We start from the raw sequence: 17160 nt of genomic DNA on the forward strand, positions 1-17160 counted from the left end.
CAACGGTGAAGATCCGGGTGGAACGCGACGTACTCGCGGAGGCAGTGGCCTGGGCGGCTCGCAGCCTCCCGGCCCGTCCGCCGGCGCCTGTGCTCGCCGGCCTCCTTCTGAAGGCCGAGGAGGGCGCGCTCAGCCTCTCCGGCTTCGACTACGAGGTCTCGGCGAGGGTCTCCGTGGACGCGGAGGTCGACGAGGAGGGCACGGTCCTCGTGTCCGGCCGTCTCCTCGCGGACATCTGCCGCGCCCTCCCCAACCGGCCGGTGGAGATTTCCACAGACGGTGTACGGGCGACCGTGGTCTGTGGTTCCTCGCGGTTCACACTCCACACACTGCCTGTGGAGGAATACCCGGCACTGCCCCAGATGCCGTCGGCGACCGGCACCGTCCCCGGTGAGGTCTTCGCCTCCGCCGCCGCCCAGGTGGCCATCGCCGCCGGACGCGACGACACGCTCCCGGTGCTCACCGGTGTGCGCATCGAGATCGAGGGCGACAAGGTCACCCTGGCGTCCACCGACCGGTACCGCTTCGCGGTCCGCGAGTTCCTGTGGAAGCCGGAGAACCCGGAGGCGTCCGCGGTCGCCCTGGTGCCCGCCAAGACGCTCCTGGACACCGCCAAGGCCCTCACGGGGGGCGACAGCGTGATCCTGGCGCTGTCCGGCTCCGGCGCGGGCGAGGGCCTGATCGGCTTCGAGGGCGCCGGGCGCCGTACGACCACCCGTCTGCTCGAGGGCGACCTCCCGAAGTACCGCTCGTTGTTCCCGACGGAGTTCAACTCCGTCGCCGTCATCGAGACCGCCCCCTTCGTGGAGGCCGTCAAGCGCGTGGCCCTGGTCGCCGAGCGCAACACCCCCGTGCGGCTGAGCTTCGAGCAGGGCGTGCTGATCCTGGAGGCCGGTTCCAGCGACGATGCACAGGCTGTGGAAAGGGTCGACGCCCAGCTGGAGGGCGACGACGTCTCGATCGCCTTCAACCCGACGTTCCTGCTCGACGGCCTGAGCGCCATCGACTCGCCGGTGGCCCAGCTCTCCTTCACGACGTCCACGAAGCCGGCGCTGCTGAGCGGCAAGCCCGCCGTGGACGCCGAGGCGGACGAGGCTTACAAGTACCTGATCATGCCGGTGCGCCTGTCCGGCTGACCCCGGAGCCCGCCGGTCCCCGGGACCGGCGGGCGCACCGAGGACGGGCATACGTCTGAGCGGCTCTGTCCACAGATGTGCATAAGTTCCGCAGGTGCCCGAAAGGCGTGGGTGGTACCCCCCGGTTTAGGCTCGGACCCAGGTACGAGAGTGCCCTCACGCCACGTCGCAACCCCTAAGGAACAACTGATGGAGCTCGGTCTCGTCGGCCTCGGCAAGATGGGCGGCAACATGCGCGAGCGGATCCGCCGCGCAGGTCACACCGTCATCGGATACGACCGCAACCCGGACCTCGCCGATGTCCACAGCCTGGAAGAACTTGTGGGCAAGCTCAAGGGTCCGCGCGTGGTGTGGGTCATGGTCCCCGCGGGCGCCGCGACCCAGTCCACCGTCGACGAGCTGGCCGCCCTGCTGGAGCCGGGCGACGTCGTCGTGGACGGCGGCAACTCGCGCTGGACGGACGACGAGAAGCACGCCGTCGAGCTGGGCATCAAGGGCATCGGCTTCGTCGACTGCGGTGTCTCCGGCGGTGTGTGGGGCCTGGAGAACGGCTACGCGCTGATGTACGGCGGGGACGCCGAGCACGTCGCCAAGGTGCAGCCGGTCTTCGACGCGCTCAAGCCCGAGGGCGACTTCGGCGCGGTGCACGCCGGCAAGGTCGGCGCGGGCCACTTCGCGAAGATGGTCCACAACGGCATCGAGTACGCCATGATGCAGGCCTACGCCGAGGGCTGGGAACTGCTCGAGAAGGTCGACTCCGTCACGGACGTGCGCGAGGTCTTCCGGTCCTGGCAGGAGGGCACGGTCATCCGCTCCTGGCTGCTCGACCTCGCCGTCAACGCGCTGGACGAGGACGAGCACCTGGAGAAGCTCAAGGGGTTCGCGCAGGACTCCGGCGAGGGCCGGTGGACCGTGGAGGCGGCCATCGATCACGCGGTGCCGCTTCCCGCGATCACGGCGTCGCTCTTCGCCCGCTTCGCCTCGCGCCAGGACGACTCGCCGCAGATGAAGATGATCGCGGCGCTGCGCAACCAGTTCGGCGGCCACGCCGTCGAGAAGGCCTGATCGACGCCCGGGGTCTTCGCACTCCGGAGCGCCCCGGTTGTCCACAGCCGGGGAACACCCTGGGGACCGGGTCCGCCCGACCCCGGGGAGGAATCCGCAACACCCGAAACACCACGCTGGGGGAGGTCGGCGAACGACCATGCACGTCACGCATCTGTCGCTGGCCGACTACCGCTCGTACGCCCGGGTCGAGGTCCCGCTCGACCCGGGCGTCACCGCGTTCGTGGGGCCCAACGGACAGGGCAAGACGAACCTGGTCGAGGCCGTCGGCTATCTCGCGACCCTCGGCAGCCACCGCGTCTCCTCGGACGCCCCGCTCGTCCGCATGGGCGCCGACCGGGCGATCATCCGGGCGAGCGTCCGCCAGGGGGAGCGGCAGCAGCTCGTAGAACTGGAGCTGAACCCCGGCAAGGCCAACCGTGCCCGCATCAACAGGTCTTCCCAGGTCAGACCGCGTGACGTCCTGGGCATCGTACGGACCGTCCTGTTCGCGCCCGAGGACCTCGCCCTGATCAAGGGCGATCCCGGGGAGCGGCGCCGGTTCCTCGACGAGCTGATCACCGCCCGCGCCCCGCGCATGGCGGGCGTCCGGTCCGACTACGACCGGGTCCTCAAGCAGCGCAACACCCTCCTCAAGTCGGCCGCACTGGCCCGCCGGCACGGCGGCCGCACCATGGACCTGTCCACACTCGACGTGTGGGACCAGCACCTCGCGCGCGTGGGAGCCGAGCTGATGTCCCAGCGGCTCGACCTGGTCGCCGCGATCCAGCCGCTGGCCGACAAGGCCTACGAGCAGCTGGCGCCCGGCGGCGGGCCCGTCGCCCTGGAGTACAAGGCGTCCTCGCCCGGCACGGTGGGGCACACCCGCGAGGAGCTCTACGCACAGCTGATGGCCGCGATGGAGGAGGCCCGCAAACCGGAGATCGAGCGCGGTGTGACCCTCGTGGGGCCCCATCGGGACGACCTGGTCCTCAAGCTCGGCCGACTGCCCGCCAAGGGGTACGCCTCCCACGGCGAGTCCTGGTCCTACGCGCTGGCCCTGCGCCTGGCCTCGTACGACCTGCTGAGGGCCGAGGGCAACGAGCCGGTGCTGGTCCTCGACGACGTCTTCGCCGAACTGGACAGCCGCCGACGGGAGCGCCTGGCGGAACTCGTCGCCCCCGGTGAGCAGGTGCTCGTGACCGCCGCCGTGGACGACGACGTGCCGGACGTCCTGACCGGGACGCGGTACGCCGTGTCCGAAGGCACGGTGGAGCGACTGTGACGGAGAACACGTCGGGAGCGGGTGCCGAGGGCACCGGGCCCCGCAAGAAGACTCCGGAGCCCTCCGGTGTCGACCTCGCGCGCGTGGCTCTGCGCGCGGCGAAGGAGCAGGCACGCGCGCGTGGGGACGCGGCCCAGCAGAAGAAGCAGGCGCGGCGCGGCGGCGGTCTGCGCTCCGGTTCGGGTGCCGACGGACGTGACCCCATGGCGCTCGGGGCCGCCATCAACCGGCTGCTCACCGAGCGCGGATGGGAGACCCCGGCCGCGGTGGGCGGTGTGATGGGCCGCTGGCCGCAGATCGTCGGCGACGACCTGGCCAAGCACTGTGTTCCGCTGCGTTACGACGACGACCCGGCCGAGCGGGTGCTGACGGTGCAGTGCGACTCGACCGCGTGGGCGACCCAGCTGCGCCTGCTGGCGCCGCAACTGGTCGCACGGCTGAACCAGGACCTCGGGCGCGGCACGGTGCGCCTGATCAAGGTCCAGGGGCCGACGGGCCCCTCACGCCGGTACGGGCCGCTGCGCGCGCCGGGCAGCACGGGTCCCGGCGACACCTACGGGTGACCCGGGCCGGCGTCGGGCACCGGTCCCGCGGGCGGTGCGCCCGCCCGGACACCGCCCGCCCGGCGGTGAGCCGCGTCGCGGTGCCCGCGGACGGCGCCCGGACCGTCGGTGCCCGGACTGTCGGTGCCCGGACCGTCGCCCGTGCCCGTTCCGGTCACGGGCGGTCCTGACGCCCGCGGGCGGCCGTCCCGTCGGACCGCCGGTCGTGGTCGATCCGGGTGGTGCGCCGACCGCCCGCGAACCGGTGATCCCGATGACCGCGGACCGCTGATCCGGGCGATCGGACCGGGCCGGGCCGATGACGAAGGACGATTTCCGGCCGTCGTCCACAGCGGTGCCGGGACGTGTGGAACACGGGTCCGGGGTGTGTGCCGCCGCCGTGGGGCACAGCCGGCGGCCGGCCGCCGCACGCTCGGGCCCCGCATCGCTCCCGCCCGTGGGCGACCGGCCGCGCCCCAGGGTCCGCGCCGGTCGTGGCCCACCGGGCGCGCCGCCCTTCGCCACCCCTCGCCCGGCGATCCGGAAAGCGATGGATATTCGCAGGTCAGAGGCTTGTGGAGGGTTTCCCGGAGCCTGTCTCGGCCGCCCGGCGGGACGTCGTCCGGCGGGTTCCGCAGGACCGCCGAGGGTGACCGTCCGCGGCGGCGGACGGAGCCCCGGCCCGTCGGCGGTCGAGGCTTGACACCCGGAAGGGCTGAGTGCCGCTGTGAGCCTCTTTGGGCCCGGGTCCGTATATGGGGAGTCGGGCGAGACCGGTTCAGGGCGGCACATGCGGACTCAGGTACCGGCAAACCCCCATCACTGTCAGTGCTACCGGTAGACTGGAAGCTAATCCCGCCCCACTAGTGGGACGCACCGAGCAACGCTGACTAAGGCTTACCAACGCAACACGCCGCAGCCGCTCCGGCCACCCGCCGGGAGTTCGGCTCGTGCTGTGCCAGAAAGGGCGCTTCGTGGCCGATTCCGGCAACCCCAACGAGAACATCCCGTCCACCGACGCCGGCGCGAACGGCGAGGTCACATCCTCGTACGACGCCAGTGCCATCACCGTCCTCGAGGGTCTGGACGCGGTCCGCAAGCGACCTGGCATGTACATCGGTTCGACCGGTGAGCGTGGACTCCACCACCTCGTGTACGAGGTGGTGGACAACTCGGTCGACGAGGCGCTGGCAGGCCACGCGGACACGATCGAGGTCACGATCCTTCCGGACGGCGGCGTGCGCGTCGTCGACAACGGCCGTGGCATCCCGGTGGGCATCGTCGCCTCCGAGGGCAAGCCCGCCCTCGAGGTCGTGCTGACCGTGCTGCACGCGGGCGGCAAGTTCGGCGGCGGAGGCTACGCGGTCTCCGGCGGTCTGCACGGCGTCGGCGTCTCCGTCGTCAACGCCCTGTCCAGCAAGGTCTCCGTCGAGGTGAGGACCGACGGCCACCGCTGGACGCAGGACTACAAGATGGGCGTCCCGACCGCACCGCTGGCCCAGCACGAGGAGATCGCCGAGACCGGCACCTCGGTCACCTTCTGGGCCGACCCGGACATCTTCGAGACCACGGAGTACTCCTTCGAGACGCTCTCGCGGCGTTTCCAGGAGATGGCGTTCCTCAACAAGGGCCTGACGATCAAGCTCACCGACGAGCGCGAGTCGGCGAAGGCCACCTCCGGCGCGGACGAGGCGGGCGCCGACGAGAAGGCCGAGGTCAAGACCGTCACGTACCACTACGAGGGCGGCATCGTCGACTTCGTGAAGTACCTCAACTCCCGCAAGGGAGAGGTGGTGCACCCCACCGTCATCGACCTGGAGGCGGAGGACAAGGACAAGAGCCTGTCCCTCGAGGTCGCGATGCAGTGGAACAGCGGCTACAGCGAGGGCGTGTACTCCTTCGCCAACATCATCCACACCCACGAGGGCGGTACGCACGAGGAGGGCTTCCGCGCGGCGCTGACCTCGCTCATCAACAAGTACGCGCGCGACAAGAAGCTGCTGCGGGAGAAGGACGACAACCTCACGGGTGACGACATCCGCGAGGGTCTGACCGCGATCATCTCGGTCAAGCTGAGCGAGCCCCAGTTCGAGGGCCAGACCAAGACCAAGCTGGGCAACACGGAGGCGAAGACCTTCGTCCAGAAGGCGGTCTACGAGCACCTCAACGACTGGCTGGACCGCAACCCGAACGAGGCCGCGGACATCATCCGCAAGTCGATCCAGGCGGCCACCGCGCGCGTGGCGGCCCGCAAGGCGCGCGACCTCACCCGTCGCAAGGGCCTGCTGGAGTCGGCGTCCCTGCCGGGCAAGCTCTCCGACTGCCAGTCGAACGACCCCACCAAGTGCGAGATCTTCATCGTCGAGGGTGACTCCGCCGGCGGCTCGGCCAAGTCCGGCCGCAACCCGCAGTACCAGGCGATCCTCCCGATCCGCGGAAAGATCCTCAACGTCGAGAAGGCGCGGATCGACAAGATCCTGCAGAACCAGGAGATCCAGGCGCTGATCTCCGCCTTCGGCACCGGGGTCCACGAGGACTTCGACATCGAGAAGCTCCGCTACCACAAGATCATTCTGATGGCGGACGCCGACGTCGACGGCCAGCACATCAACACCCTGCTGCTGACCTTCCTGTTCCGCTTCATGCGGCCCCTGGTCGAGGCCGGGCACGTGTTCCTGTCCCGCCCGCCGCTCTACAAGATCAAGTGGGGCCGGGACGACTTCGAGTACGCGTACTCGGACCGCGAGCGCGACGCGCTCATCGAGATCGGCCGCCAGGCGGGCAAGCGCGTCCGCGAGGACTCGATCCAGCGCTTCAAGGGCCTCGGCGAGATGAACGCCGAGGAACTGCGCGTGACCACGATGGACATCGAGCACCGGGTCCTCGGCCAGGTCACGCTCGACGACGCCGCCCAGGCCGACGACCTGTTCTCGGTCCTCATGGGTGAGGACGTCGAGGCGCGCCGCGCGTTCATCCAGCGCAACGCCAAGGACGTCCGCTTCCTCGACATCTGAGTCGGTCTCAGCTGACCGCGTCAGAAAGGATCTTCACCAGCAATGACCGACGAGAACACCCCGAGCACTCCTGAAGAGGGCGAGTCCACCCTGCGCATCGAGCCCGTCGGGCTCGAGACGGAGATGCAGCGCTCGTACCTCGACTACGCGATGTCCGTCATCGTGTCGCGTGCGCTGCCCGACGTGCGGGACGGTCTCAAGCCCGTCCACCGGCGCGTCCTGTACGCCATGTACGACGGCGGCTACCGGCCCGAGAAGGGCTTCTACAAGTGCGCCCGCGTCGTCGGCGACGTCATGGGCAACTACCACCCGCACGGCGACTCCTCGATCTACGACGCGCTGGTCCGCCTCGCGCAGCCGTGGTCGATGCGCATGCCGCTGGTGGACTCCAACGGCAACTTCGGATCTCCCGGCAACGACCCGGCGGCCGCGATGCGGTACACCGAGTGCAAGATGATGCCGCTGTCCATGGAGATGGTCCGCGACATCGACGAGGAGACCGTCGACTTCACGGACAACTACGACGGCCGCTCGCAGGAGCCGACCGTTCTGCCGGCCCGCTTCCCGAACCTGCTGATCAACGGCTCCGCCGGTATCGCGGTCGGCATGGCGACCAACATCCCGCCGCACAACCTGCGCGAGGTCGCGGCCGGTGCCCAGTGGTACCTGGAGAACCCCGACGTCTCCCACGAGGAGCTCCTGGACGCCCTGATCGAGCGCATCAAGGGCCCCGACTTCCCGAGCGGCGCCCTCGTCGTGGGCCGCAAGGGCATCGAGGAGGCGTACCGCACGGGCCGCGGCTCCATCACGATGCGCGCGGTCGTCGAGGTCGAGGAGATCCAGAACCGCCAGTGCCTGGTGGTCACCGAGCTCCCGTACCAGGTCAACCCCGACAACCTCGCCCAGAAGATCGCCGACCTGGTCAAGGACGGCAAGATCGGCGGCATCGCGGACGTCCGGGACGAGACCAGCTCCCGCACCGGCCAGCGGCTCGTGATCGTCCTCAAGCGGGACGCCGTCGCCAAGGTCGTCCTGAACAACCTGTACAAGCACACCGACCTACAGACGAACTTCGGCGCGAACATGCTGGCGCTCGTCGACGGTGTGCCGCGCACCCTCTCCCTGGACGCGTTCATCCGTCACTGGGTGGCGCACCAGATCGAGGTCGTCGTCCGCCGGACGAAGTTCCGGCTGCGCAAGGCCGAGGAGCGCGCGCACATCCTGCGCGGCCTCCTGAAGGCCCTGGACGCCATCGACGAGGTCATCGCGCTCATCCGCCGCAGCGACACGGTGGAGATCGCGCGAGAGGGCCTGATGGGCCTCCTGGAGATCGACGAGATCCAGGCCAACGCGATCCTCGAGATGCAGCTGCGCCGGCTGGCCGCCCTGGAGCGGCAGAAGATCATCTCGGAGCACGACGAACTCCAGGCCAGGATCCGCGAGTACAACGAGATCCTCGCCTCGCCGGTGCGCCAGCGCGGCATCATCAGCGAGGAGCTGGCCGCGATCGTCGAGAAGTTCGGCGACGACCGCCGCTCCAAGCTGGTGCCCTTCGACGGTGACATGTCCATCGAGGACCTGATCGCCGAAGAGGACATCGTCGTCACCATCACGCGCGGCGGCTACATCAAGCGCACCAAGACGGAGGACTACCGCTCGCAGAAGCGGGGCGGCAAGGGTGTCCGCGGCACGAAGCTGAAGCAGGACGACATCGTCGACCACTTCTTCGTGTCGACGACGCACCACTGGCTGCTGTTCTTCACCAACAAGGGCCGGGTCTACCGCGCCAAGGCCTACGAGCTCCCCGACGCGGGCCGTGACGCGCGTGGACAGCACGTCGCCAACCTGCTGGCCTTCCAGCCGGACGAGGCGATCGCCGAGATCCTCGCGATCCGCGACTACGAGGCGGCGCCCTATCTGGTGCTGGCCACCAAGGGCGGACTGGTCAAGAAGACGCCGCTCAAGGATTACGATTCGCCCCGTTCCGGGGGTGTCATCGCGATCAACCTGCGAGAGACGGAGGACGGATCCGACGACGAACTGATCGGTGCCGAACTCGTCTCCGCCGAGGACGATCTGCTTCTGATCAGCAAGAAGGCGCAGTCGATCAGGTTCACCGCGACGGATGACGCTTTGCGACCGATGGGCCGTGCGACCTCGGGCGTCAAGGGCATGAGCTTCCGCGAGAGCGACGAGCTTCTCTCGATGAATGTTGTTCGACCCGGTACGTTCGTGTTCACTGCCACAGACGGTGGGTACGCGAAGCGGACCGCCGTCGACGAGTACCGCGTCCAGGGTCGCGGCGGCCTCGGCATCAAGGCCGCCAAGATCGTCGAGGACCGCGGTTCCCTCGTCGGCGCGCTGGTGGTCGAGGAGACCGATGAGATCCTCGCCATCACACTGTCGGGTGGTGTGATTCGTACGCGAGTCAACGAGGTCAGGGAGACGGGCCGTGACACCATGGGCGTCCAACTGATCAACCTGGGCAAGCGCGATGCCGTGGTCGGCATCGCTCGTAACGCCGAGGCCGGCCGTGAGGCGGAGGAGGTCGACGGCGACGATGCCGTGGACGAGACCGCCGAAGGTGTCGAGGCCGTCGGTACGGAAGAGGGCGAGCCGTCCTCGGCCGAGTAGCGCGAGGAGTGAGTCGTCGTGAGTGGAGCCACGGGCGCCGGATCGACCGGTACGGAGACGGACGGCGGCCGTGGCACCGCCATGGACGGGAGTGACTCCCATGACTCTCATGGATCCCAGGGGGGAACTGTGACGGACACCCGAGGCCAGCAGGCCCAGCAGCACGCGGGCGGGCAGGCGGCCCCGGTCGGGGCGCCGGTCGCCCCCGGCACGCCGCCGGTGGCGCCGTCGCCGCTGCCGGGCGAGCGGCACGGCCAGCAGGCCGCGCAGCCGTACCACCCGCCGCAGGCGTACCCGGCGCAGCAGCAGCCGACGGGTGTGGTCCGCAAGCCGCGCACCGGCGCCCGTACGACGCCGCGCGTGCGCAAGGCGCGGCTGCGGGTGGCCAAGGCCGACCCGTGGTCGGTGATGAAGGTCAGCTTCCTGCTCTCCATCGCGCTCGGCATCTGCACGATCGTGGCGGCCGCGGTGCTGTGGATGGTCATGGACGCCATGGGTGTCTTCTCGACGGTCGGGGGCACGATCTCCGAGGCGACCGGGTCGAACGAGTCCAACGGCTTCGACCTCCAGTCGTTCCTCTCGCTCCCGCACGTCCTGATCTTCGCGTCGGTCATCGCGGTCATCGACGTGGTCCTCGCGACCGCCCTGGCGACCCTCGGGGCGTTCATCTACAACATCTCCGCCGGCTTCGTCGGCGGCGTGGAGCTGACCCTCGCAGAGGACGAGTGAGGGCGGCTCGGAACGCCCCCCGACTATCGATTTTGGGACTGGCCGCGTCGTGCGCTAATCTTCAGAGGTCAGCGCGCGGGACACACACCGCAAAGCGCGGCGGGGCTATAGCTCAGTTGGTTAGAGCGCATCCCTGATAAGGATGAGGCCACAGGTTCAAATCCTGTTAGCCCCACCGGTTCGAAGACCCCCGACCATCATGGTCGGGGGTCTTCGGCGTTCATGGGGACTGATCCCGTTCGGCGCGTTTCTCGTCGGTGAGGGGGCGTGCGGGCCGCGCCGGTGGCGGCGCTCGTCCTCGCTTCCTCGGCCCTCGTCTCCTCGGTCCTCGCTCCCTCGTGTACGTGCTCATGCCCCGTGCTCGTACACGTGGCGCCGGGGCCGGTCCCGGACGGGTGGCGCAATGCCGAAGGCCCGGCGACCCTTCCGGGTCGCCGGGCCTTCGCCCTGAGTGCTTCGTACGCAAGTTCGCCGCTACGTCAGGGGTCCGTGAGGGGGTGCGGGCCGCAAGGGGCCGTGGATCGCGCGCAGGGCCGTGTGGAGGGGCCGGAAGGAACGGGGCGGGGTCGTATCGCCCGGGGCGAGGCGGCCGGGGCCGTGAGGCCGGGCGGCGGTCAGGAGCCGTGGGCCGGAGGAGCGGCCGGGGTGGTGTCCCGTGCCGGACCGTGCCGACGCCCCGAACGGTGCTTCCCGCCCGTCGCGGTGCCTGTCCCGACGTCTTTCCGGTGCCTGGCCGGTGCCTGGTCCGGCGTCCGGATCGGCGTCCGGCTCAGCGCTGGAGCTGCGCTACGGGTGTGAGGGCTCCCAGGGGCTTTGTGCCGGGTGCCGTGAGGGTTTTGGGCCCGGAACAGGCGTCGGGGGCCGTGAGGCCTGCTGCGCCGCCGGGAGCGGCGTGGTCCGCCGTGCCGTCGTCCGCCGGTACGCGGTGGCGGCAGCTCGGCGAGGAGCCGTGCGCCTCGGCATGGATGCGTTGTTTCATCGTGGGAGGCAGTGCCCGGCTGTAGGACCAGGGCCCGGGGGCCGGGACCGGTGCGATCGCCGGGGCCGCCGCCGGGGTCTTGGTGTTGCGGGCCGGGCCGGCCTGCTGTACCGCTGCGGCCGCGGTGGTCGTGACGAGTCCGAGCGTCGTGCACAGCGCCAGGAAGGCGGTGACGATCGCGGCCCACAACTTCATGACCTTGCTCTGAGGCACGGCCCCTCACTTTCGGGTCGGGCGATTTGCGTACTTTCCTCATGATGTGTATGCGGGTCGTGAAGTGGTGGACCTGCGCCCGTGGCGCGTCGATGTTCAGATGAACACCACCCGGATGGTCGTAAACGCTCGGAAAAGTTCGAAGATGCCCTTGAAGGTCATGGTCTGTGGCGTGTGATTCCCCCGAGGCCGAGGTGGCCGTGTTCCGGCCCGCCGCCCTGCGTGGAGCGGCAGTTGAGGGTCGATCCAGGTCACCGATCGATATCGGCCGGTGTGTATAGTCGGGCGCCAGAAGTCCCCTACGCCAACGAAAGACGAGGTCGCGCGGTGAAGAAGCTTCTCCTGGTCGCACTGGCCGCCATCGGCGGGCTCCTCGTGTACCGCCAGATCCAGGCGGATCGCGCCGAGCAGGATCTGTGGACGGAGGCGACCGACTCCGTGCCCACGGGTTCGTGAGTATCGACAACAGTCTCGGAGCAGACCCCGGCCGCCTCGCGGTCGGGGTTTTGTGTTTCCCGGAACCCCGAGGATTCACGAAAGCGATCGGATTGCTTGCACGAGCAAAACCGGCCGTGGTTCGGCCGCTTCCTTTCGGTCGCTCCCACCGATAGCCCGGGTGCGGCGGTTGCCGACGGTGCAGGATGGTCCGCGCCAGGGAGCTTACGACGAGGGGTGGCGCGTGATGGGGCGGCGCACGGAGGGCCGGAGTGCCGGAAGCCGGTGTGCGAGGTCGTGGCACGGCCGGGTGCTCGCGGCCACGGTGGCGGCGGCCGCGCTGTGCGTGATCCCCGCCCCCGCCGGCCGGGCCGCCGCCGCTCCCGGGACCGCCGGTGCGCGGACCGCCGCCGAGGACGCGGGGACGGCCGCCGACGGTACGTCCGGGCCGTACGCCTTCGCCGAGGACGCCGTCACCGTCAAGGGCGCGACCGACACGACCGACTCCGTGCTCCTCCGGCCGGGCCGGACCTACAGGAGCTCCGTCGGAGTCGCGGGAAGGGACGGCAGGCTGTACTACCGTCTCGACCTCGACGCCGACTCCGGCGCGTACGTCTCCGCCACCGCCGTCCCCCGGCCCGGCGCGACGGTCTCCTACTCGGACGGCCTCAAGGTCTCCCTGCAGGACGCCGACGGCCGCAACTGCTCCTTCACCGGAAGCGCCCGCTTCGGCGCCACCGAGAGCCCGCACCCCATCGCCGCCTGGGCGTCCCGCGAGACGAACGGTGGGCAGTACGCCTGTCAGGCGGCGGGAACGTACTACATGGTCGTCGAACGCACCGGAGCTGCGGGTGCGGCGGGCGGCGGGACGGGTCCGGCCGCCACGGAGCCTTCCGCGTCCCGCGCGTGGGACCTGGAACTCGGCTACGTCTCGGAGCCCGCCCTGAAGGCGCCGTCCGGCCCGACGAGCGCTCCGGAGGCCTGGAACTCCGCCTCCCCCCAAGCCCTCGTGGGGGACGCGGAGCACCGCAGCGGCGGCGCCGGGTTCAGCCGGGCCGCCCCGCTCGAGCAGGGAATCTGGAAGGACCGCATCGGCCCGGGACAGACCCGCTTCTACAAGGTGCCGGTCGACTGGGGACAACAGGTCCACGCGACCGCGGAGCTCGGCAGTACGAGCCGGGGAGAAGGCTCCGTCGGCACCGCGCTCGTCATGTCCCTCTACAACCCGGTACGGGGTTTCGTCGACGGTGTCGGCGCCGGGTACGACGGCGGCCAGCGTTCCGCCGCGCTCGCCCCCCTGCCCCCCGTCGCCTACGAGAACCGGTACGCGCTCAGCGACCGTGTGAGCGGGATGCGGTTCGCCGGTTCCTACTACCTCGTGGTCCATCTCGCCGCGCAGGTCGCCGACCGCTTCGGCGAGGGACCGTTCGGGCTGACCCTGCGGGTGGGGGTGACCGGAGCGGCGCAGACGGCGCCCGCCTACGCGGGGAGACCGGTGCCCCGGAACGTGTTCGCCGTTCCGGCGGTCGGCGAGGAGACGGCGGACGGAACGGCGGACGCCGGGGACGGCGGCGGCGGACCAGGCCGCGGTGGAGTCATGAAACTGGTCGCCGCGGGCGGCATCGGCACCGGAAGCCTGCTGATGCTGACGCTCGGGACGTGGACCGTGGCCGCGCGCCGACGCGCGGCGCGGACCGCTCGGCCGGCACCGGAGGACGCGGACACGGCCTCGGCCTCGCTGCCGGTGCCGCCACCGGCGTCCTGGGAGCACGGGGCGACACGGGGCCGGTAGCCCACCGGGCCGCTTCCGCGTCCCTCCCGGACTCAGATCTGGGTCAGTGCCCAGAACCCCACCGCGAAGCAGGCCAGGGCGAGCAGGAACATGGGCACGGCGACCGCGGCGGGCGGCCCCGGACGCGGCCGTGCGCGCCTTCTCCGGCGTCCCGGAAGCGCCGGGGTCCCGGGCGGGTCCTGAACGGACCGGGCGGTGTACGAAGCGGTGGAGGCGTAGGCGTGCTGCGGCATCGCGGCGGGCGGCACCGAGGGCTGGTGGGGGGAGGAGGCGTGCGCGGGAAGGGGCGCGGTCGGGGGAGTCGGGGTCCGGTCGAAAGGCGGAAGGACGGGCGGCGCGGAGGCGGGTGAGGGGAGCGGGACCGAAACGGGGGGAGTGGGCGTCTGCGCGTCCGGCCGGTCCTGCTGGGGCCGCAGATGCAAGGACGGGTGGTGAGGAGGTCCGGTCTGCGGTTGCCGCCGGGGACCGGTGTCGGGCACGGGCCGCGGTGGCGGCAGATGGAAACTTCCGGTGTCCGACATCGAGGACGGTCGGGGAGGGACGCCCGGGGCGGGGTCCTGAGGGGTTTCGTCCGGTGCGGCAGGAGGCACGGCCTCGGGGGCCGGCCGCGCCTGGACGCCGTCGGAGGCGGCCGGAGGACGTACGTGCTCACGGCCGGGCCGAGGCACGGCTTCCCCGCTGCCCGACCGGGTCGGTGTGCCGTCCCCGGAGGGCCGCTGTCCTGAGGCGTTCTCGGCAGGGTCCCGCTCCGCGCCGACGGGACGGGACACCGGGAGCGCGCCCCCGGTGTCGAGGTCGCGGTCCCCGTCCCTGCCCCCGGGGACGGACGGGACGCCCTCCGGAACGCTCCCCCATGATTCCTGCACCTCCCACGACTCCCGCGGCTCCCGCACCTCACTCGGTTCCCTCGGCTCCTGGAGTCCGCTCGGCTCCGATCCGGATTCCTGGTCCGGCCCGGGCGCGGAAACGAGGACGGGAAGAACCCCGGAGCCTGAGCCGGCCCCGGGGGCGGCGGCCGTGGTGTCGGGAAGCCCGGGGGAGGACAGGGTCCGTGAACTTCCCCGCGAGGCGGCCCTCGGCCCCAGGGGCCCCGTGGGGCCGAATCCCTCGGGCAGCGGCCCGAGTTGGTCGAAGACCTCGATCATCTCGTCGTCGGGCCCCGGCTCGGGCAGCAGCTCGACGGCCGCGGCGAGTGCCTTGCGCGCCCCTGTGGCGGTCCGGAAGCGGGCGTACGGGTCCGGCTGGAGGAGCATCGCCACGACCTGCCACAGAGGCTCGGGTATGCCTCGCGGGGCGGACGGCGTGCCGTGCTCGGCGAAATACTCGATCAGCGCCTTGGCGTCGGGCTTGGAGCCTTCCAGGAGGTACAGGGCGACCAGGCCGACGGCGAAAAGGTCGGCGGGGAAATCAGGCTCCGAACCCAGCAACTGCTCGGGAGCGATGTAACCCGGTGTCCCCACCACGTAGTTGGTCTCGGTGAGCCGTGGTTCGCCCAGCCGCATGGCGATGCCGAAGTCGGACAGGCGCAGCCGCGGCCGGCCCGTGCCGGTCGCCTCGAGGAGCACGTTGGCCGGCTTGATGTCGCGGTGCACCACTCCTTCCGCGTGCACGGCGGCGAGACCCGCGAGGAGCTGGTCGGTCAGGGTGCAGACGAACGAGGGGGGCAAGGGGCCGTAGTCGTTGACCAGATGGACCAGGGAGCCCCCGGCGACCAGATCCATCGTGAACAGGACCTTGTCGTCGTCGGCGGCCCAGCTGGCGGGAGCCAGCACATGAGGATGGTCGATCCGCAGCGCCTGTTCCCGCACGAACCGCAGCAGGGCGTGCGCGTCGCTCTGCTGGAGCACCTTGGCGGCCACGTAACGACGCCGCCGGTGGTCCCAGGCGCGCCACACGGCACCGACTCCCCCGTGCCCGATCGGGTCGACCAGTTCGTACCGGCCTGCGAAGACCTCACCCATGGTCGTACGTCGCTCCCCTTCGGCTGTCGGTCCGGAGACCTCTTCCGAGGTGCCCGGCTGCATGACGTGCGGCGGCTGGAAGGTGTCACTGCCTCCAGCGCCGGGCGGTCGGCGGCCGGGCTCGGCTCAGCTCTGGTGGGACTGGTAGTGCGCGACCGCGTCGGACGTACGGCCGGCACCGTAGACCCGGAGGAACTCTGCCAGTTCCGGGTGGGTCGGGGCGAGGGTGTCCGCCGCGTCGATGATGTCCCCGGCGGCGGCCACCGAGCGCAGCAGCGACTGGATCTCACGGACCACCCGCTTGACCGTCGGGGCTCCCGAACTGGTCGTGGACTGCGTGGTGTTGCTGAGCACCGATCCCCCCTGGGACTTCTTGATCTCGTCCATCCGCTCGGTCGCCTCGGCGGCGCTGACGCTCCCGTCGGCGACCTGCCCCGCCAGATCCTGCAGGAGCTGGACGCGCTGGACCACCGCGGGATTGCCGATCTTGGCCCGCTGACCGCTCATCAGCTGCGACAACATGGGTGCGGACAGCCCGAGTACCCCGGCAAGACGCGCCTGGTTCAGGCCCAGGTCCTCTATGAGCCTACGGAAGAGCGCCCCCAGCGGCTCCCCGTACCAGTTCCGCTGCAGCTCCCGGGCTCTCGCGGTTGCTTCCTGCTGTGCGGCGTCCATTGCGTCTCCCCATCGCTTCCCCAAGTACCGCGGTTCGCGACAGCGAACCACGTCGAGCATCTTACGGAGAGTGGTCGTCCACGGGGACCCCCAATATTTTGCGAGATCCCCTGGGTGACCCGGTACTCTGGTCTGCGGCGCCCGTCGACAGATGGTTCCTGTGGTCGGACGCTCCTCTTACGGGGCCTTAGCTCAGTTGGTAGAGCGCTGTCTTTGCATGGCAGATGTCAGGGGTTCGACTCCCCTAGGCTCCACACACCGGACCGGCCAGACGCCCACAGCGGCGGCTGGCCGGTTTTCGTATGTCCGCCTTCCGTCCGTGTGCGCCCCTGATGAAGCCGTGTGCGCCCCTGATGAAGCGACTCATGGACCAGAGGGGGCCCCGCGCGAGGGGCTCCGGTGACGTGAGTCACAGGAGTTGCTTTGCTGTCGTTGCAGTTCTTTGCGCAAACGGAATGACCGGCGGGTGGCCGGTGGTCCCGCCGTGAGGGCGGCCGATGCGGCGCGGAGGCGCCGAAGAGGCTGTCGGGACCCTTGTGTGAGCTGCCGAGCGGGTCGGCGCGTGACCGGTTCGACGCATTCCGTCAACAACATCTTCATGGATGCTGCACATGAGGACCGTTGCAAACGTCATCGCGTACCGTCCGGGTAAATCCTCCGTGGAGAGCTCGCGGCCCGTGCCGTTGTTCCACGTGAAACATCGCCGCGGGGGAGGAGAACC

General features: G+C 70.4%; 12 protein-coding genes and 2 tRNA genes. 11 read left to right on the forward strand and 3 right to left on the reverse strand.

Annotation, left to right across the window (positions count from 1 at the left end; translation table 11 throughout):
* The first annotated feature begins 5 nt into the window (after positions 1-5).
* The 8 genes from dnaN (at position 6) to CW362_RS28055 (ending at position 10559) form a co-directional block, all read left to right on the forward strand.
* Positions 6-1136 carry a DNA polymerase III subunit beta gene (gene dnaN / locus CW362_RS28020; protein WP_103552389.1) on the forward strand — a complete coding sequence of 377 codons (1131 nt, stop codon included), beginning with the start codon at positions 6-8 and terminating at the stop codon, positions 1134-1136.
* A gap of 189 nt (positions 1137-1325) precedes the next feature.
* Positions 1326-2201 carry a phosphogluconate dehydrogenase (NAD(+)-dependent, decarboxylating) gene (gene gnd, locus CW362_RS28025; protein WP_037614954.1) on the forward strand — a complete coding sequence of 292 codons (876 nt, stop codon included), beginning with the start codon at positions 1326-1328 and terminating at the stop codon, positions 2199-2201.
* Positions 2202-2340: 139 nt separating this feature from the next.
* The gene (gene recF, locus CW362_RS28030) at positions 2341-3465 is read left to right on the forward strand and encodes a DNA replication/repair protein RecF (protein ID WP_103552390.1); all 1125 of its coding nucleotides are present in this window, start codon (positions 2341-2343) and stop codon (positions 3463-3465) included.
* On the forward strand, positions 3462-4028 hold the full coding sequence (locus CW362_RS28035; RefSeq protein ID WP_103552391.1) for a DciA family protein: 567 nt from the start codon (positions 3462-3464) through the stop codon (positions 4026-4028). The genes recF and CW362_RS28035 overlap by 4 nt, the downstream gene beginning before the upstream one ends.
* A 929-nt stretch (positions 4029-4957) precedes the next feature.
* Positions 4958-7021, forward strand: coding sequence for a DNA topoisomerase (ATP-hydrolyzing) subunit B (gene gyrB, locus CW362_RS28040; RefSeq protein ID WP_103552392.1), 2064 nt, complete (start codon positions 4958-4960; stop codon positions 7019-7021).
* Between the two features lie 42 nt (positions 7022-7063).
* Positions 7064-9655 carry a DNA gyrase subunit A gene (gene gyrA, locus CW362_RS28045; protein WP_103552393.1) on the forward strand — a complete coding sequence of 864 codons (2592 nt, stop codon included), beginning with the start codon at positions 7064-7066 and terminating at the stop codon, positions 9653-9655.
* 18 nt (positions 9656-9673) lie between these two features.
* The gene (locus CW362_RS28050; RefSeq protein WP_103552394.1) at positions 9674-10384 is read left to right on the forward strand and encodes a DUF3566 domain-containing protein; all 711 of its coding nucleotides are present in this window, start codon (positions 9674-9676) and stop codon (positions 10382-10384) included.
* A gap of 101 nt (positions 10385-10485) precedes the next feature.
* Positions 10486-10559 (forward strand) — tRNA-Ile (locus CW362_RS28055).
* A 594-nt stretch (positions 10560-11153) separates the two neighbouring features.
* On the opposite strand, the gene CW362_RS28060 is transcribed toward CW362_RS28055, so the two are convergent.
* Complete coding sequence (locus CW362_RS28060; RefSeq protein WP_103552395.1) at positions 11154-11576, reverse strand: DUF6344 domain-containing protein; 423 nt, start codon at positions 11574-11576, stop codon at positions 11154-11156.
* A gap of 327 nt (positions 11577-11903) precedes the next feature.
* On the opposite strand from CW362_RS28060, the gene CW362_RS44830 reads away from it, so the two are divergent.
* Positions 11904-12032, forward strand: coding sequence for a DLW-39 family protein (locus CW362_RS44830; RefSeq protein WP_003999697.1), 129 nt, complete (start codon positions 11904-11906; stop codon positions 12030-12032).
* 226 nt (positions 12033-12258) lie between these two features.
* On the forward strand, positions 12259-13803 hold the full coding sequence (locus tag CW362_RS28070; protein ID WP_240658070.1) for a hypothetical protein: 1545 nt from the start codon (positions 12259-12261) through the stop codon (positions 13801-13803).
* A 32-nt stretch (positions 13804-13835) separates the two neighbouring features.
* On the opposite strand, the gene CW362_RS28075 is transcribed toward CW362_RS28070, so the two are convergent.
* Both CW362_RS28075 and CW362_RS28080 read right to left on the reverse strand, forming a co-directional pair.
* Complete coding sequence (locus CW362_RS28075; protein WP_103552396.1) at positions 13836-15764, reverse strand: serine/threonine-protein kinase; 1929 nt, start codon at positions 15762-15764, stop codon at positions 13836-13838.
* 126 nt (positions 15765-15890) lie between these two features.
* Positions 15891-16439 carry a helix-turn-helix domain-containing protein gene (locus CW362_RS28080; RefSeq protein ID WP_037614940.1) on the reverse strand — a complete coding sequence of 183 codons (549 nt, stop codon included), beginning with the start codon at positions 16437-16439 and terminating at the stop codon, positions 15891-15893.
* A 181-nt stretch (positions 16440-16620) separates the two neighbouring features.
* On the opposite strand from CW362_RS28080, the gene CW362_RS28085 reads away from it, so the two are divergent.
* Positions 16621-16693, forward strand: a tRNA-Ala gene (locus CW362_RS28085).
* Positions 16694-17160 lie beyond the last annotated feature (467 nt).

Origin of the sequence: Streptomyces populi, assembly GCF_002911015.1 — a bacterium.
Lineage (GTDB): Bacteria > Actinomycetota > Actinomycetes > Streptomycetales > Streptomycetaceae > Streptomyces > Streptomyces populi.

Bases quoted from the DNA above. Each gene is read 5' to 3' on its own strand.
- gyrA (WP_103552393.1), top strand. From the start codon at position 7,064: ATGACCGACGAGAACACCCCGAGCACTCCTGAAGAGGGCGAGTCCACC.
- recF (WP_103552390.1), top strand. From the start codon at position 2,341: ATGCACGTCACGCATCTGTCGCTGGCCGACTACCGCTCGTACGCCCGG.
- gnd (WP_037614954.1), top strand. From the start codon at position 1,326: ATGGAGCTCGGTCTCGTCGGCCTCGGCAAGATGGGCGGCAACATGCGC.
- CW362_RS28075 (WP_103552396.1), bottom strand. From the start codon at position 15,764: ATGGGTGAGGTCTTCGCAGGCCGGTACGAACTGGTCGACCCGATCGGG.
- CW362_RS28080 (WP_037614940.1), bottom strand. From the start codon at position 16,439: ATGGACGCCGCACAGCAGGAAGCAACCGCGAGAGCCCGGGAGCTGCAG.
- CW362_RS28070 (WP_240658070.1), top strand. From the start codon at position 12,259: ATGGGGCGGCGCACGGAGGGCCGGAGTGCCGGAAGCCGGTGTGCGAGG.